General features: G+C 45.8%; 18 protein-coding genes. 8 read left to right on the top strand and 10 right to left on the bottom strand.

Annotation, left to right across the window (positions count from 1 at the left end; genetic code table 11):
• Positions 1 to 4,266, bottom strand: a 4,266-nt coding sequence (locus QUB64_RS17890) for a DUF4347 domain-containing protein (protein WP_333270090.1), incomplete at its 3' end; no start/stop codon positions are given.
• 831 nt (positions 4,267 to 5,097) lie between these two features.
• On the opposite strand from QUB64_RS17890, the gene QUB64_RS17895 reads away from it, so the two are divergent.
• On the top strand, positions 5,098 to 9,156 hold the full coding sequence (locus QUB64_RS17895) for a hypothetical protein (RefSeq protein ID WP_333270093.1): 4,059 nt from the start codon (positions 5,098 to 5,100) through the stop codon (positions 9,154 to 9,156).
• Between the two features lie 255 nt (positions 9,157 to 9,411).
• On the top strand, positions 9,412 to 9,747 hold the full coding sequence (locus QUB64_RS17900) for a XisI protein (protein ID WP_333270095.1): 336 nt from the start codon (positions 9,412 to 9,414) through the stop codon (positions 9,745 to 9,747).
• A 256-nt stretch (positions 9,748 to 10,003) separates the two neighbouring features.
• Here QUB64_RS17900 and QUB64_RS17905 read toward each other — a convergent pair whose 3' ends face one another.
• The 5 genes from QUB64_RS17905 to QUB64_RS17925 form a co-directional block, all read right to left on the bottom strand.
• Positions 10,004 to 10,486: a type II toxin-antitoxin system VapC family toxin gene (locus tag QUB64_RS17905; protein WP_333270098.1), complete on the bottom strand. Its 483-nt coding sequence runs from the start codon at positions 10,484 to 10,486 to the stop codon at positions 10,004 to 10,006.
• Positions 10,483 to 11,271 carry a hypothetical protein gene (locus QUB64_RS17910; protein ID WP_333270101.1) on the bottom strand — a complete coding sequence of 263 codons (789 nt, stop codon included), beginning with the start codon at positions 11,269 to 11,271 and terminating at the stop codon, positions 10,483 to 10,485. The genes QUB64_RS17905 and QUB64_RS17910 overlap by 4 nt, the downstream gene beginning before the upstream one ends.
• A 209-nt stretch (positions 11,272 to 11,480) precedes the next feature.
• On the bottom strand, positions 11,481 to 12,152 hold the full coding sequence (locus QUB64_RS17915) for a response regulator transcription factor (protein ID WP_333270104.1): 672 nt from the start codon (positions 12,150 to 12,152) through the stop codon (positions 11,481 to 11,483).
• A complete protein-coding gene (locus QUB64_RS17920) occupies positions 12,149 to 13,111 on the bottom strand; it encodes a S1C family serine protease (RefSeq protein ID WP_333270107.1) in 963 nt (320 codons plus the stop codon). The genes QUB64_RS17915 and QUB64_RS17920 overlap by 4 nt, the downstream gene beginning before the upstream one ends.
• A 144-nt stretch (positions 13,112 to 13,255) precedes the next feature.
• Positions 13,256 to 14,185: a S1C family serine protease gene (locus QUB64_RS17925; protein WP_333270109.1), complete on the bottom strand. Its 930-nt coding sequence runs from the start codon at positions 14,183 to 14,185 to the stop codon at positions 13,256 to 13,258.
• Positions 14,186 to 14,567: 382 nt separating this feature from the next.
• Between QUB64_RS17925 and QUB64_RS17930 the strand changes: the two genes are divergently transcribed.
• Positions 14,568 to 14,825, top strand: coding sequence for a ribbon-helix-helix domain-containing protein (locus QUB64_RS17930; protein WP_333270111.1), 258 nt, complete (start codon positions 14,568 to 14,570; stop codon positions 14,823 to 14,825).
• A 425-nt stretch (positions 14,826 to 15,250) separates the two neighbouring features.
• Positions 15,251 to 15,649 carry a helix-turn-helix domain-containing protein gene (locus QUB64_RS17935; RefSeq protein ID WP_333270114.1) on the top strand — a complete coding sequence of 133 codons (399 nt, stop codon included), beginning with the start codon at positions 15,251 to 15,253 and terminating at the stop codon, positions 15,647 to 15,649.
• A 396-nt stretch (positions 15,650 to 16,045) separates the two neighbouring features.
• Here the strand turns inward: QUB64_RS17935 and QUB64_RS17940 are convergent, their stop codons facing one another.
• Together QUB64_RS17940 and QUB64_RS17945 are read right to left on the bottom strand one after the other, a co-directional pair.
• Complete coding sequence (locus QUB64_RS17940) at positions 16,046 to 18,517, bottom strand: ATP-dependent Clp protease ATP-binding subunit (RefSeq protein WP_333270117.1); 2,472 nt, start codon at positions 18,515 to 18,517, stop codon at positions 16,046 to 16,048.
• Between the two features lie 532 nt (positions 18,518 to 19,049).
• Positions 19,050 to 19,616 (bottom strand): hypothetical protein, encoded by a 567-nt coding sequence (locus QUB64_RS17945; RefSeq protein WP_333270120.1) that lies wholly within the window; start codon positions 19,614 to 19,616, stop codon positions 19,050 to 19,052.
• Positions 19,617 to 19,738: 122 nt separating this feature from the next.
• On the opposite strand from QUB64_RS17945, the gene QUB64_RS17950 reads away from it, so the two are divergent.
• Complete coding sequence (locus QUB64_RS17950) at positions 19,739 to 20,761, top strand: hypothetical protein (RefSeq protein ID WP_333270123.1); 1,023 nt, start codon at positions 19,739 to 19,741, stop codon at positions 20,759 to 20,761.
• Between the two features lie 295 nt (positions 20,762 to 21,056).
• Here QUB64_RS17950 and QUB64_RS17955 read toward each other — a convergent pair whose 3' ends face one another.
• Positions 21,057 to 21,314 carry a CheR family methyltransferase gene (locus tag QUB64_RS17955; protein WP_333270126.1) on the bottom strand — a complete coding sequence of 86 codons (258 nt, stop codon included), beginning with the start codon at positions 21,312 to 21,314 and terminating at the stop codon, positions 21,057 to 21,059.
• A 6-nt stretch (positions 21,315 to 21,320) separates the two neighbouring features.
• Here QUB64_RS17955 and QUB64_RS17960 point away from each other — a divergent pair, with 6 nt between their 5' ends.
• The 3 genes from QUB64_RS17960 (at position 21,321) to QUB64_RS17970 (ending at position 23,683) form a co-directional block, all read left to right on the top strand.
• Positions 21,321 to 21,581, top strand: coding sequence for a chemotaxis protein CheB (locus QUB64_RS17960; protein ID WP_333270129.1), 261 nt, complete (start codon positions 21,321 to 21,323; stop codon positions 21,579 to 21,581).
• Between the two features lie 297 nt (positions 21,582 to 21,878).
• Positions 21,879 to 22,988: a glycosyl transferase gene (locus QUB64_RS17965; protein WP_333270278.1), complete on the top strand. Its 1,110-nt coding sequence runs from the start codon at positions 21,879 to 21,881 to the stop codon at positions 22,986 to 22,988.
• 278 nt (positions 22,989 to 23,266) lie between these two features.
• Positions 23,267 to 23,683, top strand: a complete 417-nt coding sequence (locus tag QUB64_RS17970; protein ID WP_333270131.1) for a secondary thiamine-phosphate synthase enzyme YjbQ — start codon at positions 23,267 to 23,269, stop codon at positions 23,681 to 23,683.
• Here the strand turns inward: QUB64_RS17970 and QUB64_RS17975 are convergent.
• Positions 23,670 to 24,185, bottom strand: a complete 516-nt coding sequence (locus QUB64_RS17975) for a heme-binding protein (RefSeq protein ID WP_333270134.1) — start codon at positions 24,183 to 24,185, stop codon at positions 23,670 to 23,672. The genes QUB64_RS17970 and QUB64_RS17975 overlap by 14 nt on opposite strands.
• Between the last annotated feature and the right edge of the window lie 285 nt (positions 24,186 to 24,470).

Here is a 24,470-nt window from a genome sequence, read left to right on the forward strand (position 1 = left end):
AGGAATTGGTGTCGGCGACGTTACTACAGGAATTGGTGTCGGTGGTAATGCACTTCTGTAAGTCACAGTATTGTCTGTACTTGTGCTGGCGGTATTGGAATTACCTGCTAAATCTGTGACTGCATTAGCATTGATGCTGGCAACAATATTGCCGTCGCCTGTCATGCCACTGACACCTAGGGTGTAAGTAGGGCCAGTGCCGGATATGTTAGCTGTTAAAGTTCCCGCTGCTGTACTCCCTGTGAAGCTAATATCTGAGGCATCAAAACCTGTTACTGGTTCGCTGAATGTAACTGCAAAAATGATGCTTGAGTTGCCGCTTGGATCGAGTTGGGTTGTAGGTTGATTAATAGTAACAGTGGGAGCAATGCTGTCAATTACTATTGCTTTATTGGCACCCAAGGAGTTTGCTGTACCGGGACTTGGTAAAGTCAATACAGCAAGATCGTTTTTGACATTTTGGATGGTACCGCCGCTGAGAGTGAGGGCAGTTGCTGAGGCGTAGTCTAAATCGGGACTGTTATTTCCGGCTGCGACTGTGTAATTAAATGTCAGGGTGTCGCTGCCGCTGCCGCTGACATAATTTACAACTGCGTCGGTGATTCCGGTTTCTAAGGTAAGCTGTGGGGTTCCGGTAACTGTGACTGCTTCTGAGAGTCTTACCGTAATGGGAATAACTTTACCAACACCGTAAGTACCGTTGGCTTCGGTTGAGCTGATATTGGTAATAATTGGTGCGTTGGTAATGGTGATGCTGGCTGTTTCTACCGCACTGCTGAAAGGACTTGAAACACCGTTAATTTCTAAGTCTTTGGCAATATCAATATTCGCTGGGCTACCATAGTAGCTGGAGGGGTTTATGATATCGCCCGATCGATCTAATGTGCTAATTTGATCCCAGGCACGGAAGGTAATAGCATTACTAATATTACCAATGTAGCCGTTATTGGGAATAAAGCGAATGCGAGTGGTGGCGTTGGATGGCAATAAAAGTGGATTGCGATCAACTCCCTGAGCAGTGAAAGCAAAATCAGTCCAGCTTGTACCGTTTGTGGTATACTGCCAGCGACCATTGGTTGTGTCTAAATCTGTAATCGCAATGCCGCGAGGACGGGGGGAAATGGCATCATTGGGATCGGTGATTTTTGTGCCGCCGAGTCGATCGATTAGTTCTGAGATTAATGTGCCTGTATTATTTGCGTCGTTGGGGAGAATGTTGGTTAAATAAGGTGCACCCGAATTATCCAACACTGGAGAGTCGTTGACGAGGACGGTGACTCGATTTCTTTTGTTCTGCTGCTGCCATTGATAGTAGTCAGTATTTGGGTCAAGTTGGTAGTCGTTGGAGTTGCTGTAGCCGTCAGTCGCGTTGTAATAAAAGAAGTCAAGACCGTTAAAACCGGGTTGGGGAGTATAGGTGATGGTACGTTTGGGGTCAATCTTAATATCCGAGACAGAACCATTAATATTGTTGGAATTGGGATTGTTAAAGGGATCGTTATAGAAAGCATAGCCATAGTTGCTATTATTATTCGATCCCAAAATCCTAATGATATTACTGGATGGCAATTGATCGGTATAGAAACCAATAGTTTGTCTGGCTGCTATGACGTTGTTTTTGCTATCGATCGCGATCGGTACTGCGTTATAATTTGCGGGCAAGTAATTGTAGCTAAAAGTCGGATCTTCCGTACCGTCATTGTTCAACCTGACAATCTTATTCTCCTTCGCTAGTAATAGCTTGCCATTGCTGTCAAGGGCGATCTGAGAGTTTTGAATATTAATGCCATTAATAACTTGGGAAGTGAAAGTAGGATCTAAAGTGCCGTTGCTATTCAATCGGATCGGAGAAAAGTTGATCGGCTGTCCGCCTATATTATTGAATATCCCATTGACTAATAATTTGCCATTGGTATCAATGGCGAGTCGATTAACTGTTGAGTTAGTTGAATTTCCCACCGTAACGATGTTGGGGTTGAAAGTTGTGTCTACCGTACCATCGCCACTATTCAACCGAGCAATATTGTTGCGCGGTTGGCCCCCGATATCGGTGAATCTACCCGCTATTACTGGGTTATTATTAGCATCGATCGCTATCGACTGAAAGTCAAATCCTTGATAATTGTGGCTGCTAAAAGAGGGATCGATCAAACCGTTTAAGCCATTTAAACGAGCAATAACATTATTGCTAGAATAGCCATAAAAGGTACTATTTATTAAGTTGCCATTAAGATCGATTGCGAGCCGAGAGTAAGGACCAGAGCTATCGCTTGTTCCATAAGAGTTGTTAGGGTTGCTAGAGTTAAATGTTGGATCTGCTTTACCATCGGTAGCATTCAACCGGGCTACATTATTGCGATCGAGTCCGCCAATGTTGGTGAAACGGCCGCTAACAATTGGGTTGCCGTCATCACCGATCGCGATCGCGCTAACTACAGGGGTTGGCTCGGGGTTGTAATCACTGGGAGGATTGAGATTGGGATCTGGTGTAGCATTGGGATTGAAAGTCGCATCTAGCGTCCCGTCACTATTCAATCGAGCAATGTTATTGCGGGGTTGGCCGCCAATCTCAGTGAATTTGCCTACCACATAAATCCAGTCACTAATAGTAGCTTTATTAGGGTAGTTTTGGGTTAGTGTAAAAGAACCGTCGTTATCTGGATTTGCTGGAGGAATATAGCCATACGCTGGCACGTCTCGATACACATTTTTGACTTTCAGAGATTTCACACCGCCTGTATCGTTTGCCAAAACGTTAATTGTGACACTGCGCGGATTAATATTGGTATATGGATTATTATTGATACCCTGCTCAGTAGTAACACTAATAGCTGCTCTGTCCGGTTGCGTGATTACGGGTCCATCATTTGCAACAGAGACTTTGCCGAGACGAAACGTAGAGCTTCCCCGATCGGAACTATCTCCTAAAAATACTGATGCGTATTGGTTAGAATCTATGTAGGGATTGAAATTAGGAGAAATCGCTGCGGGCTGGAATAAGTAGTCACGCAGTGGTCCTGTCAAAATTGGAGTTGAGGAATCATTAACAAAAAGTTTGTACTTGTTATCTTTGACAATCAGTGCGTACTTGTTAAATGAAGCAAGATTAAATCCCGCAGGAAGTGTTGCCTTTTCAACAGGGACAAAGTTATTGGTAGTAGGGGTTGATTGAGCAAAAATTTCTGTGGATTTAAAACCCAATTCTACACCAGGGGCAATGACGCTGAAACCCGATCGATTTGGCTCGCTTGTTTCTGCGGTAATCGCCACGTTAAAGAATAGGGTATAACCTTTAGAGCGATCGAGTTTTCCTGGTTGTGAAACATTTCCTATATTTGGATTGTTTGGATCGTAGGGTGGTAGAGATGGAGGAGGCGGTAGCAGTATACCTTCACCGGAATATCCTGCAATGCCTGTATTTCCTCCTGAGATGCTGGCAGTATTGATGCTAATATTTGGTGAAAATGCACCAGTGTTTAAAGTAGGAGGTTGTGTAATACCGGGGTATGGTGTTTGTACGTAATTAAGCTTGATGATCTTTTTTGGTTCTGTTCCAAGAGGAGCGTTTTCAGGCACTCCAAATACCCCTATGCCACTACCATAATAGGTACCAGTAAAAGAGCCAATGAAAGAATAATTTGTGATGCCGTCGTAGAGGACATAGTTGCTGAGGACATGATTGTAAGTGGCTATAGTTTCGGGATTGAATGCTAAAGAGGCAGAAATATCTCCGGTTTTGTATTCTAATTCCCAGTCGCCACCTTGGGCTGCACTGCCGGTGAGATTGGCAGATGCGGCAATATTTGCTCCCGTTAGTGCGGCAATCCGCTGGAGTAAGTGGGCGCTATCTGCACTTGTTTCAAAAGAGTCTAATTCGCTGCTGGAATTGGCTGCTGAGTTAATGCTGTCCGATCCGGTTTCTGCTGCTACGTTGCAACCGTAAATCAGGATGTCTGCATAAAGATTTAAAGCGTGCCGCCATTGTCGCAATTGTTTGCGGTAAGTTTCTAAGTTGTGGCTGCACAGTTGAGTTTTGCCTAGTTGCAAGCAGCCGGGACTTCCGTGAGAAACTATGTGAATGCTGTCAATTTTGGTGCGATTTGTTAATACTTGGGTGATTTGCGCGACTCCATCGGCGCGGGAGTCGATCACTATTGCTTCGGTTCCCGGTGTAACGCCTGCGATCAGGCTTTGATAATCTTCGACTTGGCTGTCGATAAATGCGATCGCTCTTGCGGATACCTTACTGATTAATTTGGTTGGCATAACACACCTGCTCTTTGTGAAAAACAAAACAAGAATTAGCGGATACAATCATCAAAAATTGAAATAAAAGCCCTCTCAGGTTTGAAAAATCAAACCTATTTCAGGGGAATTACGTATCAAGACCAAAGAAACTTGGTGTTTCACCTTATCTCAGGAATACACCGAAAGATTTTCGTTAAAAAACCCGGTTGCTGACCTCCAGTAAGTCCTATTTCCATTGCAGTGTATAGCTCTGCACTCGCTGACAATAATTAATTCCGTCGATTTATGTGAGTTAAATATAAACACTAAAATTACGCTTTAACGATTTATTTACAATTCTAAATATAAAATAAGTAAACAAGTTGATTACAAGTATTATTGCTCACTAGGTAATAAGAATTATCATGATAATTCCTGAGGAAATATGAGGTTGATTAGCAGGGTAATCGATCGCTCCTGAGGAAAACTGAGGTTAGGATCGAAAATTTAATAACTTAAGCACCTCCTACAGTCTTCTCTCCTCTCGGTTGCGAGCTAAAAGGAGGCAGAGCCTCCGGATCTACGTTACCAGGCAGAGCCTGGTAACAAGCAAACAAGCAACAATTATTAAATTTTCATTCCTTAGTGAAATGCCAAATATCTCCCAGGTAGATCGAGGTGATGGCATCGAAAGCCCGATCGCACTTTTAACGCCAACCATCTCAAAATAGATAAAAGTAGTACGATCGCCCCAGTCACTTTTCTAGTAATAAATACTCATTGTGCCAATTGTTAGGGCGGAATGTGGGGAGGTTCGATCGACTGTAAAGTAGGCTATAGCTGGAATGTAGCTAGTAGCAGTTTAAGCCGATGTCGTCTCCCAAAGGTCGATCGAGCAAAATAGAATTCAGCATCTTAGCGTCACATCCTGAGTTGCTGACAGGTTTAGATGCGTGGCTGCGCCTGGGTTTGATTTCGCCCGCTGAGGTTGAGCAATTGTGCCGACAGCATTTAGTCTGCCCGCTTCCCGAGCCCGCTGTAGCCGTTTCTGAAATTGACGATCGCCCGCGAGATCCTATTCCCGAACCAAAAGTACCTGCTTTCTCAACACAAAAAGCATTACGTAGCACCGCAAAAAACGTTGTGGAGCGGGCAGAAACCCCTCAAACCCCAACTTTGATCAGTCAGATTTTGCAGTCGCTAATAGCCGAAATAAGCGTCGTGTGGCTGTTATTTTTAGGAGTGTTCATGGTAGTTGTCTCCTCAGGAGTCTTAGCTGCGAGTCAGTGGGAAAGATTTCCGGCTGCCGGACAATACGGAGTTTTATTAGCTTATACTTTAACTTTTTGGGCGATTAGCAGTTGGGCAAAAAAACAGGCTAATTTGCAATTGACTGCTCAAACTTTGCAAGAAGTGACGCTGTTGCTAGTGCCGATAAATTTTTGGGCGATGGATACCTTTGGATTGTGGCAATATCCCCAAAATTGGGCGGTAGCAATCGCCGCTGCTGTTATTTTGACTTGGATAACGCGCGGGATTATCAAAGATCAGTATCAAAGTTTGTGGGGTAAAAATGTAACTCACTCGATCGCCCTAAATCACTTGGGATTGAGTTATTTGCACTGGGGTTGGGCATTTGGAGGCTTTGCCCTGGCTGCGGTTTATTTGGGTACCGTGGGAACTGCTGCTGCTACCGTTTATCAAGTTCAGCAACAACGGTTGCAATCTATCACACGCGGGGGAGACAGCGAAACTATCGCTGCTGCTTTCAGTTTTAGCCGAGATTTTCTGACTTACAAAAAAGCGGCTTTAGTAGCTTATTCTTTAGGGATTTTACTGGGTCGGGCGATATTTGTCAAGGATGTAAATATCCATGAAATGGGTTTAGCTTTGGGAATTTGCGGCGTGCTTTTAGCGTGGCTGGATTGGCCGCCGCCCCTCGCATCTGGGACTATTAGAAACAATATATCGAACCAGCAAAATCCCACCAACTGTTTTAACTGGCAATTAGCCGGAGGGGCTTTGTTGGGCTTGGGGTGGCTGGTTTGTTTCCGCGAAATTCCCCTACAGGCGATCGCAGTTAGCGCCTTGGCTGTTTGGTTTTTTTATAACCGCTTAGTGCGGTTTTGGCAAAAGCTTGATTTGCTAATGCTTTTCGCCGTGGGACTTCAGAGCATTTGGCTGGTTTGGCGAGTGGTTCCTTTAGGGATTCAAACACAATTTGTTGCATTTTTAACTCAGCTTACCAACTCTCAGGAAACTCCTTGGGCTTTTTGGGGCGTTCTGCTGTTGCCTTATTTAATTTTAACGGTAAGTGCGGCGCAGTGGCTCTACCGCAAACGAAAGTTTCCACTTGCCCATTTTGCCGAAAATCTTGCTCTGGGTTTGGGCAGTGTTTTAACTATTATTAGTTTAGTCAATCCGTTTTGGCGAGCGCTCAATTTATTAGTCTCTACTTTAACTTTAGCTTGGATTGCTTGGAAATACGTAATTCCGGAGAATTCCCGGCGAGTTGCGAGGGCTGATTCTGCTGTTGAGGAAAAGCGAAATCCGGCAATTTGGGTTTACCTGACTCACATTATTGGTTTGGGCGCGAGCGCTTCGGGAATAGACTTGTTTTTTCCCAACCAGACACCCAATATTTGGGCGGAAATTTTATTAATTTTCATGGCGGCTGAATGGGGATTTTTTGTCTGGATGAAAGCGGCAAATACCAGAGAAAGTTCTGCGTTTTGCCGTTGGCATCCTGCATGGTTCCAAACTTCCTGGTATATGGGCTTAGGATTAGCAGGATTCAGCTTTATCTTGTTAGAAAATTATTTAAGTACGGGTACTGCCGCCGATCGCCCTCAGTGGAGTTTGCTTTGGTTGGCGGCGCCTTTGGCTTTGACTGCTGTTGCTAAATATACTGAGGTTCCTCACAAACAAGTCGCCAGTACCTTGAGTGCGATTGCCCTAATCTTCGCACAATTGCTGATTGTGATTTTTCCGGGATACCGATTAATGGGCTTGGGTTTTGCCACAGTATTAATGTTCGTCAATACTTACTATTTAGTTGAGCTACCAGCGGCTGCAATTGGAGTCGGGTTTGGCTTGAGCTTCGCCGCCGCAGCTCTTCTACAATTAGGCTTTTTGTCTGGTTGGGCTTGGGCAATTGCTGGGGCGATCGCACTTTTGTGTCTCTGGTTGCTTCGCAGCACGATTGTTCGTTATTATAGCAGCTTGCCTGAACCTTCGACCTTAGCTGAAATTTACGATCGAGCTTTGGATGGTTGGGCAATCTTACTCACCAGCTTGCTGTTGACAAACATCACTCTTTATTCCTTTCAACTCTACGATGCAGGCAGTACCTTGAGTTTACCAGCCTCTACTCAAGTGTTGGCTGCTACTTTGGTAATCATGGCTGCAATTGTTTTCCGAAGTTTGGGCCAACTTTCGCCTCTGGCAATTTATGCCTTGGCTTGGAGTTTGGAGTTACTCACAGCAGTCGGTTTGAGCTTTATTGGACGCAATACGATTAATTTAGCAGTGGCGAATATTGCGATCGGCTTATTTGCGCAATTGTTGGGCGATTGGTGGCGGCGCCGCAACCCCGATTACCGCCAAATTTTACCCAGCATTCACGTGATACCTCTACTTTACGGGGTATTGGGCTTGATTTTGCGATCGCACGCCTTTACCAACAGCACCGGTTTAATCTCGTTGGGTGCGTCTTTAATTGCGATCGGCATTGGTAGGCGGGAGCAAGAATTTAAACCTTTGGTTTATTTGGGATTAATTGGCGTCTCAGCTTCCGCTTATGAATCCCTACTATATCAACTTTCCCAAACACCAGGAGGAGCTTTTGGCGACGGCTTAATTGTGCTAGCAACTCTCGGCACAACTTTAACCTATATCTATCGCATCTTATCTCCTTGGCTGAGCAGCTATTTGCATTTAACCAATGCCCAATTAAAAATATTCGCTCACCTGCACTGGGTTTTGAGCAGTGTGCTGCTGATTTCAGCTTCTGGCTACGATCTTAAATCAGCCTTAAATCTAGGATTAGTCACTGGTGCTCTATTAGTGCAATACGCTTTCTTGCAGGGGCGAAATAATCTCGATCGCCAATGGGGACAGATTTGGATCTACCTGGGTTGGCTAGAAGCCTTTGGCATCCGGCTTTATTGGATCAATACGCCTTTAGTCAAATACATTTCCGGGCCCTTAGCACCTTGGAAAGTTGCCTTTGCTTCTCTATTTGCCTATTTCCTTTACATCTTACCTTGGGATAACTGGGGTTGGTCAAAAAAACCTTGGCAGATAATTGCTTCCCTGATTCCCCTAGTTGCTATTCTGGAATCTCCGGCTAAGTTTTATCCGATTAGCTTGCTGATAGCTGCCGCCTTCTATGTTTTCCTGGCTTGGGAAAAGCGCGAAGTCCGTTTTACCTACGTGAGTGTGGCGATAATTGACTGGATATTGCTGCGGTGGTTTGGACAAATCGGACTGACTCAGCCGGAATGGTATTTTACTCCTTTGGGGCTTTCTTTCCTTTACGTTGCTCAGTGCGATCGCGCCCTGCAACTACCAGCACAAAAAAACCTGCGTCACAATCTGCGAATGCTCGCCACAACGCTGATTTGCGGGATACCTCTTTTGACTCAGCAAAGCCACGGTTTAGTAGCGGGATCTGTTAGTTTGGTGGCGATTGCAGCGGGTTTGGCGCTGCGAGTGCGGGCGTTTTTGTTTGTGGGGACAGGAATTTTCTTAATTAATGTTTTCTATCAGTTGGTGGTGCTGATTTTTGACTATCCGCTGATTAAATGGGCGATCGGCTTGGCTTTTGGGATTGTGTTTATCTGGATTGCTGCTACTTTTGAGACTCGGCGCGATCGTATTGCTGCTTTTGTGCAGCATTGGGTTGTACAATTGCAATCTTGGGATTGATACTAAATCCGGGTTAAATATCTCCTTGATGACTGGGCGATGATCCATCACCGATCAGCGAGTTAGAAAAAGCACTCGGTCAATACGAGCTTTACTTGCTGATTATGGAGGATGAAGAGCCATAAATAGTTCTTTATCTAGCTGTTAGAAACACAATTTTTGAAGGTTTTTTTCCGAAAAAATCGGTCAGCGCGTAATTCGGAAAAAGAACCTGAGAATGATTATTTTCGATCCAGATACTGAGGAGATTATTCAATGGATAACCTAACATTTTATCAAGATACTGTTGAGAAAATTCTCAAAGATCATGCTGCCATACCTTACAGTCACGGTGACATCAAACAATACGTTATAGTGGATCGAGAGCGCACGCATTTTCTACTATTCGATGAAGGATGGGATCGCAACAAGCGCGTACATGGTTGTGTCGCCCACGTCCAGATTATCGGTGACAAAATCTGGATTCACTATGATGGAATTGAAGATAGTATTACCGATGAACTTGTAGCTGCTGGAGTTCCTAAAGATCGGATTGTCCTCGCTTTTCATCCTCCCCAAGTACGACAGCATACTGGATATGCGATCGCCTAGCTTCGGGAAAGCAAAATTATTTAAGAGCGATCGCTCTAATTTTAGCATTTAAGAGCGATCGCGTCCTGAATTAATTGATAAATCTCCTTGCCAATCTTCTCATCTTCAGATAATTTCTGATCGAGAGGCGCAATCAGTAAAGTTAGAATGTTAGAGTCTAAAATTACAATCACTCTAAGCTCGCTCGCATAAAATTCTTCACCGCATCGTATTGGTATGCCATCGGCTAATCAAACTCGCTCGAACTCGTAAATTACTATAAATAAGTGATGTTTTGCCAAATGGAACAATCAGTAACACCTTGAAAATCTTTAATATTTTTAGTTGCAATAATGACTTGACGAGCCGGGTATTCCTCTTTTAGCAGAAACCAGTGAGCAGCCAGAATACAGTCTACATCAATATTATCCTTAACTTTATTAGATTGGCTCATAGTTCTTGCTTCAGCCCATAGTTCCGCAGCCTTTTCTAGTACAGCAAAAGTGACTTTACGAAATTCTATTAAGTCTCTCAGTTTGTCTAACTCTTGAACGCTTTTGCTTTTAATACGAATTAATTCGCGTCTAATTTCATAATCGCATAGATCGGAAGAAGTGACGTAGGCACCTTTCGACAATAGTCGATAAAACCATTCCGTGCATTGATAAATCTCCTTACCCAGCTTCTCATCTTCAGACAATTTATCATCAATAGGCACAACCAGCAAAGCCAGAATGTTAGAGTCTAAAATTACAATCACTCTAAGCTCCATCCTTTGTCTTTGGCAATACTTTCTATTTTGTCGAGTCGTGACTTTGCCCAATCCATTGCAGGTTGGTTCTTCTGAATTTGCATTTCGCGAGTAAAGATTTGATTCGCAGGAGAGTTGCTCAAACTGGATTTTTCCTTGGTTCGTTGTTCTTCGATTTGCCATAATACTGCTCTAGCAGTATTTTTTAATCCAACTAAACATGAAAAAATAGTGTCATTTTGATTGTCTCGATCCGGCTTGATATTGGGATCTTTTAAAAATGCCAATGCTATATTTTCAATGGCATCTATCAAGTTTTGTGGAAAGTAGAGAATATATTTTTCTAATATCTCTGATATTTCCGATATACCCGTGTATAGCGATTCATATTGGCGTTCTTTATCTTCTTCTTCAAGTGCGATCGATATAATACCAAGAGCTATTAATAATTTCCTCACGCCCTCCATGTATTTTTCATGAGCTTCAAGTTTTTGGCGACTATCATTTGTTAAAAAATCGCTGTATTTTGTTTGGATAATTTCGGTGACAAAAGGCTTGTATAATTGATGATAATAAATATCAAATTTTTGCAGAAAAGTTTTTGCTTCTCTCATCCGTTCTAAAAAATCAAAAAGTCTCAGCAAAACATTCAATATTTCTTTTTTGGAGATTTGCACTTCATCAGATTCAAAGAGTTTTTCCAAGGTGGATTTGACGAAATTTATTTCGCCCAGCATCATCTCATCACTGGTCGATAGCAATGCTTTTATTGAATTTTCAGTGGTTGATATCATACGAAACAGGCTCCATAAAGAAGACTTTTATGCTGTATGGGAAAGATTTGAGACCAGTATACTTCTTATATCATGATACTCGTTCGTCTATTGAAAAGCAAGTAGACGTATGAGTTCTGTTCTAGGTCAATCCCAGAAAAGCATTCACCGCCTCATATCGATCGACCATCGGCGAATCAAACTCGCTCGATCGCAAATCCAACTTCGTATCACAGCATAATTAAACCCATTCTGGCACCGACAGTAACAGCTTCTGTTCGCGTTGCAACGTTGAGCTTCTGAAAAATTGACGAGACGTGAAACTTCACCGTATGTTCGGAAATATTCAATTTCTTGGCAATATTTTTATTGCCATAACCTTCAGCTAACATCCGCAAAACTTCAATTTCTCGCGGACTCAAAGCCTGCAAAGGCACCGCAGGAACAGTGCGGGAAATAGCAGGCTCGATCGGCAATAACGCATCTAAAACATCCGGGTGCAGCACAATTAACCCGGCTGCTGCTGCTTCGATCGCGCTCGCAATCTCTTCGCCAGTAGCCGATCGCGGCAAAATCCCCCGCACGCCGCCGGCAAGTGCCTCCGCCACCCGATCGCGATCGAAATTGTCTGTTAACAGCACGATCGCGATCGCATTGGCATCGCTGACAGCAAACAACTTCTCCCACACCGCTTCCTCAGCAGAAAGCTCATCAATTGCCCCCGCATCCAAGAGCACAGCATCCGGCTGCGACTCCTGCACGCGATCGACTAAAGCCTCTTCTCCCGACGCAATGCCAACTATTTCCAGCGTCGGGCGGGCGCGAACAATGCTTTCGAGCCCGACGCGGATAATAGCATTAGCGGCAGCGATCGCAACTGAGATCTCGCTGCTTTCCCTCATCGGAAAAATCCCCTGCTTTCGCCTGCAACTGCTTCACTGTAAAACAGTTTTCCCGATCGCACAAACTCAACCGACAAGCGATCGCCCGGTTTGGCGTTCCATAAAATCCTTGCTAAATCGTCAGGAGAACCCAAAAACTGACCCAAAACGCTAATTAGCACGTCCCCCGGCTGCAATCGGGCAGCCATCGCCAAGCTGCCAAAGGCTACATCCAATACCAACAAGCCTAAAATCTGCCTGTTTCCCCACAAAACAGGCACCGATCGCATGGTAGCCCCCAGACGCACGGGTTCCGTCGCACTTGCGCGCAGAAAACGCTCTACTTCCCTAGCCGGTACCGCCAATCCCAAACCGTTCGCGATCGCAGTGTTGATGCCGACAACTTCGCCGCGAGCGTTTGCCAGCAAGCCCCCGGAATTGCCCGGTGCGAGCTTGATGTCAGCAATCAGCCAGTTTTTGCCGAAAATCGAGCCTCGCTGGTGCCGTCCAAGCAGAGGCGCTGTGTGGTTGGCAGAGTGGATGATTCCAGTTGTCAGGGCGCCGGGAATGCCTAAAGGATTGCCGATCGCCAGCACTAATTCACCAACGCGCAAATTGTCCGAATTGCCGATCGCGGCTGCTGGCAAATCGCGGGCTGCAATTTTCAGCAGAGCTAAATCTCGATCGCGATCGATCGCAGTCCGCACCGCCTCAAATACCCGCCCGTCCCAAAGTTCCACAGTATTTTTCTCACTTTGTGCTACGTGGGCGTTAGTGACGATCGAGCCGTCTGAATCCCAAATCACCCCCGATCCAGCGCCAGAATGCCGAGTTTGTACTCGCACGCTAGAATGTCGCAGTTGTTCGCCCAACAGCGCTAATTCTCCTGAAATCTCCTTCCCAATCGGCGGGCGCGCCGCTCCTGCGGTGGCAATGGCGGCTGTTCGCCCGTTGGCAAGAGTAAAATTTTCCCGTGTCATAAGTAAATCAACCTAATTAAGCGTAAAATACGGATCGCTAAAAAGCTTGCTGTGTACTGGTTCTGACTTCTCTATGGACGATAGCTAAAGCCTTCCTTCTTCCTTCTTCCTTCTTCCTTCTTCCTTCTTCCTTCCTTCTACTTATCAATCATCGCTCCCAGGCCGATCGCCTACTGTAAGTGAGAGTTCGAGCAGATTGCCACCGCGAATGAGCTGCACGCCGATCGGCTGCCCCGCGCCGGAACCCGCCAACACCGCCAGCACGTCGCCCGTATCGCTGACGGGAATGCCATCAAGGGCCAGTAAAATGTCGCCCAGCAAGATGCCCGCGCGATCGCCGGGGCCGCCGGCTTCAATGCTGACAACGATAACGCCGCCGTCGCGGGACAAATTCAAAGCTTGTTTGAGTGCGATCGGCAACAGCACCGACTGCATCCCCAAACCCAAGTAACCGCGCTTGATTCGCCCTTTTTCCAGTAATTGCTCGATTACTTTGTTGGCGGTAGCAGTAGGAATTGTCAGCGTCATGTGGCGCGGCCCGGAGATGTTGATGCCCGCGATCCGCCCAGAGGCGTCTGCTAGGGCGCTGCCGTCCAGTCCGGGATACAAAGTGAGGTCGAGGCGCACGAATTGGTCGATCGCGCCGCCGCACCAATTCCGCCAGGGCCCGCCGATCGCGCTTACAGAACCGGTACTGGCGATCGTGCCACCTTCGGAACTGCGGCCCACGGCTAGCACAATGTTACCCACTCTCAGGGAAGATGTATCGCCGATTTCGGGAACGGGAAGCTGGGAATTCGGGAGTTTGAGCACAGCTAAATCGGTACTCGAATCGCGGCCTGCGAGGGTGCAGGATGCCGTGCTGCCGTCTGGAAGGGTGACTGCAATTTCGTTTTCGCGTTTGATCGCCCGATCGCTTGTTACGATGACTCCAGGCTGCCAGTGAATGCCGCTTACCGCAAAGCGCGATCGACCGCGAACTGCCACGACAAAGCGCCCTACTTCTTCGACAGCATCTGCTAAATTATTCGACAAAGCCACCAGGGGACTGGAGTCTGATGAAGGTGAAGACATGAATATTTCTCCTTAAATTAATCGATCGGACTCGGAATCTTTCAATCTCAAATTTCCAATCTCAAATCAATTGTGCTGTCCTGCTGGCAGGTGTGGCATCGGAGAAATGGGGGGAATGCTACCTAGAAAAATGGCTAGGTTTTGTAGCGATATCATGTCCGGTCGATTACCATAACAAAAAAGGTTCGTAGTGCGGACTTCAGTCCGCAGCCGGGGAGCGGACTGAAGTCCGCACTACGAACCCATCTTATTGCTCTCAATCGATCGGACATGATATGAGGGCTTAAGTAGGCGAGCAATTGCAGCATTCGCAAAAAATCTTGCAAGACATCTGCGTCCATCGGCGTTAATCTGCGGTTTCCTCTTTTTGCCTCAAAGATTTATGCAATTGCTCGTCAAAGCTATCGTACATTACACTAACGATCGACCCAGACCAGAAAATAGTGAATCTCTGATGACGAAACGCTTATCAACATATTTGGCAGACGGAATTTATACTCGCCTTGAGGAATGGGCAAAGCAAGAAGGTCGATCGACGAGCAATTTGGCAGCATTCCTGTTAGAGAAAGCTCTTGTAGACCATGAGGAGAAACTGCTAAAACAGCAGTCTTTGTCTGATGAAAAGCAGGGGCGACAATAAACTGGATGCGAAATAGCCTTCCGTAGGGTGTGTCGCTATCTACCATCTTTAAGAAATACCGATAATCTAAATAGCGACGCACCTGGGAGGTTCAATGGGGCCAAGTCTTCCGTAGGGTGTGTCGCTATCCACCATCTTTAAGAAATACCGATAATCTAAATAGCGACGCACCTGGGAGGTTCAATGAACATATAAGCAAGCCCAATATTTTTATTGTAGCAAGCTTTTTTAGCGTCATGAAATGTTGGATTTGTTTGTTGACCTATTGCAAAGAATAAGGTGCGTCGCTATCAGATTGTCGCTTTTTTTTGAGGATTGTTGATGGCGACGCACCCTACAGCTAAATCTCCGATGACTAAACGTTTAACCACCTATTTAGCAGAAGGAATCTGTGACATCTTTATACGACAAGGACAAATGGAAAAATGACCCTTACTTTCGATCGAGCTAATTATAGCAATTTGCTGGCAGAAGTCGCTCCACGGGCGATCGAAACTGAGGAAGAATACGATCGCCTCCTAGCAGTGGCCCAGCGGCTGACGTTCGCAAAAAACCGCACTCCAGAAGAAAGAGCTTTACACAAGTTATTGGTAACGCTAATTGAAGTTTACGAAGCCCAAAACTATGCGATCGACAAATCTGAGCCTCACGAGATTTTGCAACACATCATGGAAGCCAGCGGCACCCGTCAAGCTGACTTAGTGGGCATCATTGGATCGAGTGGCGTAGTTTCTGAGGTTGTCAATGGTAAGCGGGCAATTAGCAAAGCACAAGCTAAGGCACTCGGCGATTATTTTAAAGTGTCGCCTAGTTTATTCATCTAATTAGGATTAATGCCAAAAAATGCGATGCTATTTATAGCGGAATACCCAAGTCTTCCGTAGGGTGTGTCGCTATCCACCATCTTTAAGAAAGACCGATAACCTAAATAGCGACGCACCTGGGAGGTTCAATGAACATATAAGCAAGCCCAATATTTTTATTGTAGCAAGCTTTTTTATTGGGCATGAAATGTTGGGTTTGTTGGCTGGCTCGGCTATTGACAAAACTCAGGTGCGTCGCTCGCTCGATTGTCGCTTTTTTTGAGGATTGTTGATGGCGACGCACCCTACAAATACTATTGTAAAATTGTTTTTTAACTGGTATTTTTCAATTAAAAACCCGGTTCCTCCAAGAAACCGGGTTTTTAATCAGACGTTATTTATCTGCGAGTCATCGCATTAATGACTCAATGCAAATTCCGGCAATCTCGGTTCAGATTCGCCACCGGGCAATATCTTAACCTGACCGTTTTCATCCACATCTACGATCGCACTTTGGCCTTCTTTCAGCTTCCCAGACAGCATTTCCTCAGCCAGTACATCTTCCAACAACCGCATGATGGCGCGGCGCAAAGGTCGAGCACCGTAGCTGGGATTGTAGCCTTCTTTAACTAACAAATCCTTGAACTTGTCTGTCACCGACAAAGTGATACCCTGTTCGGTTAAGCGACTGAAAATTTCCTGCAACAAGATGTCAGCAATCTGCTTGATTTCTGCCTTGTTCAACTGGCGGAAGACGATAATCTCATCCAAGCGGTTGATAAATTCGGGACGGAAGAACTGTTTCAATTCTTCGTTTACCAAGCTGCGAACGCGGTTGTACTGACCGTCTGCGGCACTTTCGGCAAACTCGAAGCCTAAACCGCCGCCGCCTTTTTCAATGACTCGCGAACCGATGTTTGATGTCATGATCAGCAGCGTATTCTTGAAGTCTACTGTGCGACCTTTGGCATCGGTCAAACGGCCGTCTTCCAAGATTTGCAGCATCATGTTGAAGACATCCGGGTGAGCTTTTTCGATTTCGTCGAACAAGACTACTGTGTAAGGACGGCGCCGGACTGCTTCTGTTAGTTGGCCGCCTTCGTCGTAGCCGACGTAACCGGGAGGCGAACCGATTAGTTTAGAAACAGTGTGGCGTTCCATAAACTCGGACATATCTAACCGAATCATCGCTTCTTCGGAACCGAAGAAATATGTGGCTAAGGCTTTTGTCAGTTCCGTTTTACCGACGCCTGTGGGGCCGGAAAAGATGAAACTGGCGATCGGGCGATTGGGATTTTTCAAGCCAACTCGCGCGCGACGGATCGCCCGAGAAACTGCGCTGACAGCTTCTTCTTGACCGATCAAGCGCTGGTGCAATGTGTCTTCCATGTGCAGCAGCAATTCCGATTCGGATTCTGTCAGCTTGCTAACAGGTACTCCCGTCCAATTTGCCACGATGTGCGCGATGTCTTCTTCGGTGACAATGGGAGAGGCTTTGACCTGGCTTTTGTTGATCGTAGCTTCGGCGATTTCGGCTTCGATTTCTAATTCGCGATCGCGCAATTTCCCAGCTTTGTCGAAGTCTTGCTCGCGCACGGCTGCATCTTTTTCTTTGGTGACAGCCGGCAGTTGTTTCTTGAGCTCTTTAACTTCGGGCGGGGTTTGCGAGTTCATCACGCGGACGCGGGAACCTGCTTCGTCAATTAAGTCGATCGCCTTGTCTGGCAAAAATCGATCGTTAATGTACCTGTCTGACAGTGTAGCCGCTGCTTCTAAAGCTGCGTCGGAAATTGTCAGTCGGTGGTGCTGTTCGTAGGCCGATCGCAAACCGTACAATATTTCTATTGTTTCAGCCACGCTCGGTTCGCCGACTTTAATCGGTTGGAAGCGGCGTTCTAGGGCTGCATCGCGTTCGATGTGCTTGCGGTATTCATCCAAGGTTGTGGCGCCGACACACTGCAATTCGCCTCGGGCGAGGGCTGGTTTGAGCATATTGGAAGCATCCATGCTGCCTTGGATCGCGCCTGCACCGACTAAGGTATGAATTTCATCGATTACCAGAATGATATTGCCGGCAGCGCGAATTTCTGCCATGATTTTCGTCAGCCGTTCCTCAAATTCGCCTCGGAATTTTGTACCGGCAATCAGCGAACCCATATCGAGGCTGATTACTTGTTTGTCTTCTAAAATTTCCGGGACGTTTCTGTTGACAATCCGCTGGGCGAGGCCTTCGGCGAGGGCTGTTTTGCCGACTCCCGGTTCGCCTACTAACACTGGATTGTTCTTCGTGCGGCGCCCCAACACTTGGATCACGCGCTCGATTTCATTTTCGCGGCCCACGACTGGATCTAGTTTGCCGGAGGCTGCTAACTTAGTTAAGTTAGTGCCGAATTCTTCTAAAGTTGGGATTTTGCGATCGCCACCGCTATCTCCTCGGCCTCCGGGTACTGCCGCGACTTCTCCCACGGCGCGGATTACCTGCGTGCGAACTCTCTGGCGATCGATCCCCAAGTTTTGCAGCACCTTCGCCGCTACACCTTCATCGTCTTGAATCAACCCAAGCAGGATATGTTCGGTGCCGATGTAATTGTGGCCTAACTGCCGCGCTTCGTTCAGCGCCGTCTCAAAAATGCGCTTGACGCGGGGTGTAAACGGAATTTCTGGCGGGAGAAACCCCGAACCTCTACCGATGATATTTTCGATTTCATTGCGCGCCTCTTTCAAGTTGAGGCCCATATCCAGTAATACTTTGGCAGCGATGCCAGTGCCTTCGCCGACGAGTCCGAGAAGGATTTGCTCGGTGCCTACAAAATTGTGACCGAGACGCCGCGCTTCCTCTTGGGCTAGCATGATTGCTTTAATGGCTTGTTCTGTAAAGCGTTCAAACATATTTTTTCCTTCCTACTGTCTTGGCGAGGGCTGTATCGCTGCTGGTGAGGAGCGATTTGGAATACTACACAAATTATAGATGTAAATTTTTGTGTATTTCCTTCTTTAACAATGTATCGCTAGTAATAGGGGGCGGACAGTGGGGAGAGCCGAATAGCAGGGGTGTGGTTGCCGTCTCGCAGTACGCTCTACAATACGAGCTACAAGTGGCAATGCAAATTAAGGCTAAGAATGTTGTATCTCACTCTACTTGGTGGCTGCCACCCTGTCAAGCATTTTCTCAAATTGGCAAGCGAAAGTGCCTCAATGACTAGCGGGGAATGCTTTTGTTGGAAATGACGCCCTTTGGGCAAAAGTATTGCACCCTAAAGCAATTTTATTTTAACAGGTTAAGGGACTGCTGCGGGCGTGCGATCGCAATGGCAACATTGGCTGCGTTTTGAAATTGCTATTACTCGCCTACTTGCAGAATAAATTTTGAGGACTTCAGACCCTGATTTTTTTCCTTTTAACTTCTGACAATTTGCTCATTTTACAGCCATTGTGCAAGCAACTGTTCAATAACTTTCACAAAGCCGATCGCAATTTGAATCAACGGCCAACCCACCAGACAAATTAACACCGCCCAGCGAGTCTCAATATCCAAACCTTGGCGAACCGCCACAATTACTGCCAGCAAACTCCACACAGCTAATATCCGCTCTATGCCTTCTCCCAGCAACGGAATTAACGTTAAGAAATTCAGCACTTGGGGAGCGTAGGCAAATCCGATCGGCACCAACAACTCCCCATAAGTTACGTGACCAGGTTTTAGCCACTCCCCGATTTTAAAGATAGTAAAACTCCAAAAATAATAACCTCCCACGACTGCCAAACCATCTATCCAAAGTGCTAAGAACAAGACCGATAGCTCAGTTCGATTGATTAACAAAATGACGGCACTGCCCAAAATCCTGGACACCGCTGCTAAAATTACAATTGTTAAAGCTATCCGCTTAGTTCTGCCAGTGTAGGGAGTTTTTTCATAAAAATTGCCGTTCAAAGAAAGTGCGTTCCAAAGCGTTGCCCGCAAACCTGCAATTGAATCTTCTCCCTTCACGTTTAACCCCTGCTCCTCTAGATAGTTGACAAGTTGGATAAAATAAGCTCTAATACAGCAGACTCACCGAAATATTTCTACGTAATTAGGTAATTAACAGGCATTCTACCAGATTTGATTAAATGCTAAGATTGATTTTGCAGATACTTGCGTGGCTGCGCGGGGGAAGTTTAAATTTGTTGACCATCGCAGGTATAATCCTGATAATTTGGGGCATTCTTTCGCCGGTGGGAACTGTGATCTGGTGGCTGGGTCAAAGTGCCGAAACTTTGGGTATCAAGAAAAATCCGCCGGAGATATTACCCTCAAGTAACAGCAATCTAGAAGCGCGCAAGTCTTCGCCGCTCAATTGTTATATCATCTTTTTACCGGGAGTTGGCGATTTTTCGGGCAACGAATTAACGCCGGGAGAAGAGTTTTTTCTCAAGCGTTTAGTTAAAAATCACCCGCAGTGCGTCGCAGTGGGCGACATTTTTCCTTATTCAGCTTCTAACAAAAGTTTAGGAGGACAGCGGTTGCTAGCTCCTTTTTGGCGGTTTGCAGAACACGCAAAAAGCGGGCCGATTGCGGGGGATGTCTTCATCAAAATTCGCAATCTCTGGAGGTTTGCAATTTCTCTAGATTATCGCTACGGCTTTGCATACAATCAGGGGATTGCTAATGTAATTATCGATCGCATGAATGCTAAATCTCCGATTGCAGCTAATCCTCAAAAACCTGTGAAAGTTATTTTAATTGGGACTAGCGGTGGCGCCCAAGTTGCTTTGGGTGCTACTCGCTATCTTAAGCAATGGCTGAATGCAGAAATTAATGTTGTTTCGGTTGGTGGCGTGTTTTCGGGAGAAAATGGTTTTGCAGAAGCCGATCGCATTTTTCATCTGCGCGGTACTCGCGATCCAATTGAGGATATAGGCGGCATAGTTTTTCCCACTCGCTGGTACTGGTACGCGACTTCTCCCTTCAATCAAGCCCGTTCCCAAGGCCGCTATGTAGAAGTTTTCAGCGGCCCTCACAAGCACGACGGCGATGATGGATATTTTGGGGAAAATCTAGCGGGGAACGGTCAAAAGTATGTAGATATCACGCTGGAAAAGATTAATCAATTGCCTGTTTGGTCTGAGGGCGCGGCCCAAAGAAAGGACTAAAGTCCTCACTACAAACCTGTAAAATTTAGGTTTGTAGTGAGGACTTTAGTCCTTCTTAATTCCTCAAGATTAGACTTGAATTGCAAAAATAATTAGGACGCTGCTCTGAGCAGCGTCCTAAATTTTGATTAAAAAGACTTTTGCAATTCAAGTCTATTAATCAAGAAAGGACTGAAGTCCTCACTACAAACCTATTTTATTATAGTCGATCGACCGCACATCATCTCAATCGATAACATATACCTTTTTCAAATTGCACCAGCTCAAAAGCCGGGTCAAGATTTACAGTTGTTTCTCATCCCCCTAGAAATAAATAGCCCTTTGGCCGCAACACCCGCCGCACTCTCGCTAAAATCGATTGCTTTGTCTGAACATCGAAATATATTAAGACATTTCGCATAAAAATAATGTCCATTTGAGGCATCGATCCAAAGGGTTCTGTTAAGTTAATCTGGCGAAATTCGATCGCCTTGCGGAGGTCTTCTTTAATCTGCCATTCCTTGCCACACTGCTGGAAGTATTTGTGTAACAATGCTGTTGGCAAACCTCGCACTACTTCGTGCTGCGCGTAGCATCCAAAATTTGCTCGCTGATTTATAGTGATGCGGTTTTGGGTGCGATACTGACTGGAATGGGGCAGGATGGGCTGCTGGGTTGTGAGAATATTCAGCAGGCTGGGGGTAAGATTATTGTTCAAGATGAGGCTAGCAGCGTTGTCTGGGGGATGCCGGGAAGTGTGGTTAATGCTGGTTTTGCCGATCGAGTGGTATCCTTACAAGATATGGCACGCGAAATTATCGATCGAGTCAGTAGTCAGTAGTCAGTAGTCAGTTGGCAGTTGGCAGTTGGCAGTTGACAGTTGGCAGTTGACAGTTGGCAGTTGTACTTTGTTTTTCCCTTTTCATTCTTATTTTCCAATTACCAATTATATCGTGTCCGATCAATTAAACGCAATAATATTAGTTCGTAGTGCGTCCTGGCGTCCTCCGCATTAGAGCGGACGCCAGGACGCACGCTCGATCCGTTTTTGTCATGGTAATCGACAGGACATAATATTACCCATTCCCAATGACCAATGCCCCATTCCCAATTCCCCATTCCCAATTCCCCATTATCAATGTCTCGACCAACATTATATATTGCCCTCACCAATCATGGATTCGGTCATGCCGTCCGAGTTTCCTCCGTAGCTGCCAAAATTCAAGAATTAAATCCCGATATTTTATTAATTATCACCACAACTGCACCTCGCTGGCTGCTAGAATGTTATATTACTGGCGATTTTATCCTCCGTCCCCGTGCTTTTGATGTCGGAGTTGTGCAAGCTGATAGTTTGCATATGGATAAAGAGGCGACTTTGGAAAAATTGCGGGAAATTAAGAAAAAGCAAAATTCGATTGTTGCGGGCGAAGTTAATTTTATTAAGCAAAATCGGGTGGGTTTGGTGCTAGCAGATATTCCTCCTTTGGCAACACGAATGGCGGCAGCGGCTGGGGTTCCTTGCTGGATGATGAGCAATTTTGGGTGGGATTTTATATATCGGGATTGGGGTGGGGAATTTACGGAAATGGCTGATTGGATTGGTGAATGCTTCGGAAAGTGCGATCGGCTTTTTCGCCTGCCTTTGCACGAACCGATGCCAGCTTTTCCAAATATTCAAGATGTCGGCTTGACTGGCGGGAATCCTCGCTACAGTAATGAGAAAATTAGGGAAGTATTCGGCATCGAATCACCGCTGGAAAAAACTGTATTGTTGACTTTTGGCGGGCTGGGTTTAGAGGCAATTCCTTATCAAAATTTACAGCAATTTAGCGATTGGCAATTTATTACTTTTGATGCGGGAGCTCCGGATTTGCCGAATTTGATTAGAGTCAAAAGTCAGGAGTTTGCACAATCTTTCCCGATTTTACCGCGCCCCGTTGATCTGATGCCTGTCTGCGGGCGCTTGGTTTCTAAACCCGGATACAGCACTTTTTCGGAAGCTTTGCGTTTGGAAGTACCTGTTGTTTCTATTATGAGAGAGGGTTTTGCGGAAGCTGCGGTGTTGTTGGAGTGGCTTGAAAATTATGCGGCGCATCAAGTTGTGACGGCGGCGGAGTTTTTTGAGGGGGATTGGGGGTTTTTGCACAAACCGCTGCACCCGCCTCTTTTGTCGGATAAGTTGGATAAGCACGGTACGGAGGCGATCGCCCAAGCTGTTGTAGACTATTTTAAAGACCGGGATTAGGATGGCGGCGATTGAATATTTTTGCAAACAAGCTCATCTAAAGTCTAAAATCTAAAATCGAATGACGGCGATTGAAATCGCTGCTATACAAACAATGTCGGCCTCCGCCGACTGAAGAGGTTTACAACAGTCTCGTGCAAAATCCCAAATTGAATGATATAATTTCCGTTTAATTACCCGTAATAAAAGGTGTTTGTAGTGAGGACTTCAGTCCTCTCTTTTTTGAAGACTGAAGTCCTCACTACGAACCTTATAATGGTTATTTTACCGGATATGATATGCTTCATCACCAGGAAATACTCAAAATTAAAACTACAGGCAAGTCTCTGTACAATATCAGTCGTAAGATAGAAGATGTGGTAGCGAATTCAGGTATTAAAACGGGACTTTGTAGCTTGTTTTTGCGCCACACTTCTGCTAGTTTGGTGATTCAAGAAAATGCTGACCCGGATGTACTGACGGATTTGGCTAATTTTTTGGCTAAACTTGTACCGGAGGGCGCGAGCTACATTCACGATGCGGAAGGCCCAGACGATATGCCGGCCCACATTCGCACTGCGCTGACTCATACTTCCGAACAAATCCCGATCGCACGCGGTAGATTATTGTTAGGAACTTGGCAGGGAATTTACCTCTGGGAACACCGCCAGCGCGGCCACATTCGCGAATTGGTTGTTCATGTCAGCGGCGTTTGATCGGAATTTGTACCTCGCTGATTTTAGTTGCTTCCGCTGTCATTGGCGAATTGTAAAAAAAGCGGCGCGGTGGCCCGACTATTTCGTATTCGGGATGTTCTTGAAGCCAATCTTTGAGTTGGGAGAGGTTGTTTTCGTAGCTTTCCCAAGTGTAGGCGCCGCGCACGCCGATGCTGACAACTGTCATCGGTGAAGTATCGGTGACTTCCACAGCGGAGTTAACGCTGCTAGGGGCGATGTTTGGTGCGGGATACAGGAATGAAACTTCTGCAACAGGAACTGCATCGATTTGCTCGGAAGTTGCTGTATAGCGCGCTTCTACTGGCGTTGTCATCGCAATTTGGTTGTTGCTGATGTGTTGAAATAAGGGATTGAAAGCAATTCCAGTTGCTTGTCGCAAATCGCCCGCGTGGGTGTATGTGACAGCGCGATACTGAGGATATTGCTTAATTTCTATGACGCCAATCTGTGCGGGTTCAGGGAATCCACTTGGTAATACCATTTTTAGATTTGAGATTTCAGATTTGAGATTTTACATTGAAAAATGGGAAAAGACTTACTCTGCAAGGGTTTGGATCTTGCTTGCAGTTGCATTGTTTTTGGCAACTGGTATAAATAAGCTGAGATTGTTTGCAGACGATCGATCGACTGGCACAATCAGTTTAGCAGTTATTCAGGGTGCTGCTAACTGTCGATCGCCTAAAATTAGTTGAGAGATTTCTTAATTAACCTCGTAATAATACGGACGGCGCTAAGTAAGCAGAGAAACATTAATCAAGTTGTCCTT

The sequence above is a fragment of the Microcoleus sp. Aus8_D2 genome, from assembly GCF_036702665.1.
GTDB lineage: Bacteria > Cyanobacteriota > Cyanobacteriia > Cyanobacteriales > Microcoleaceae > Microcoleus.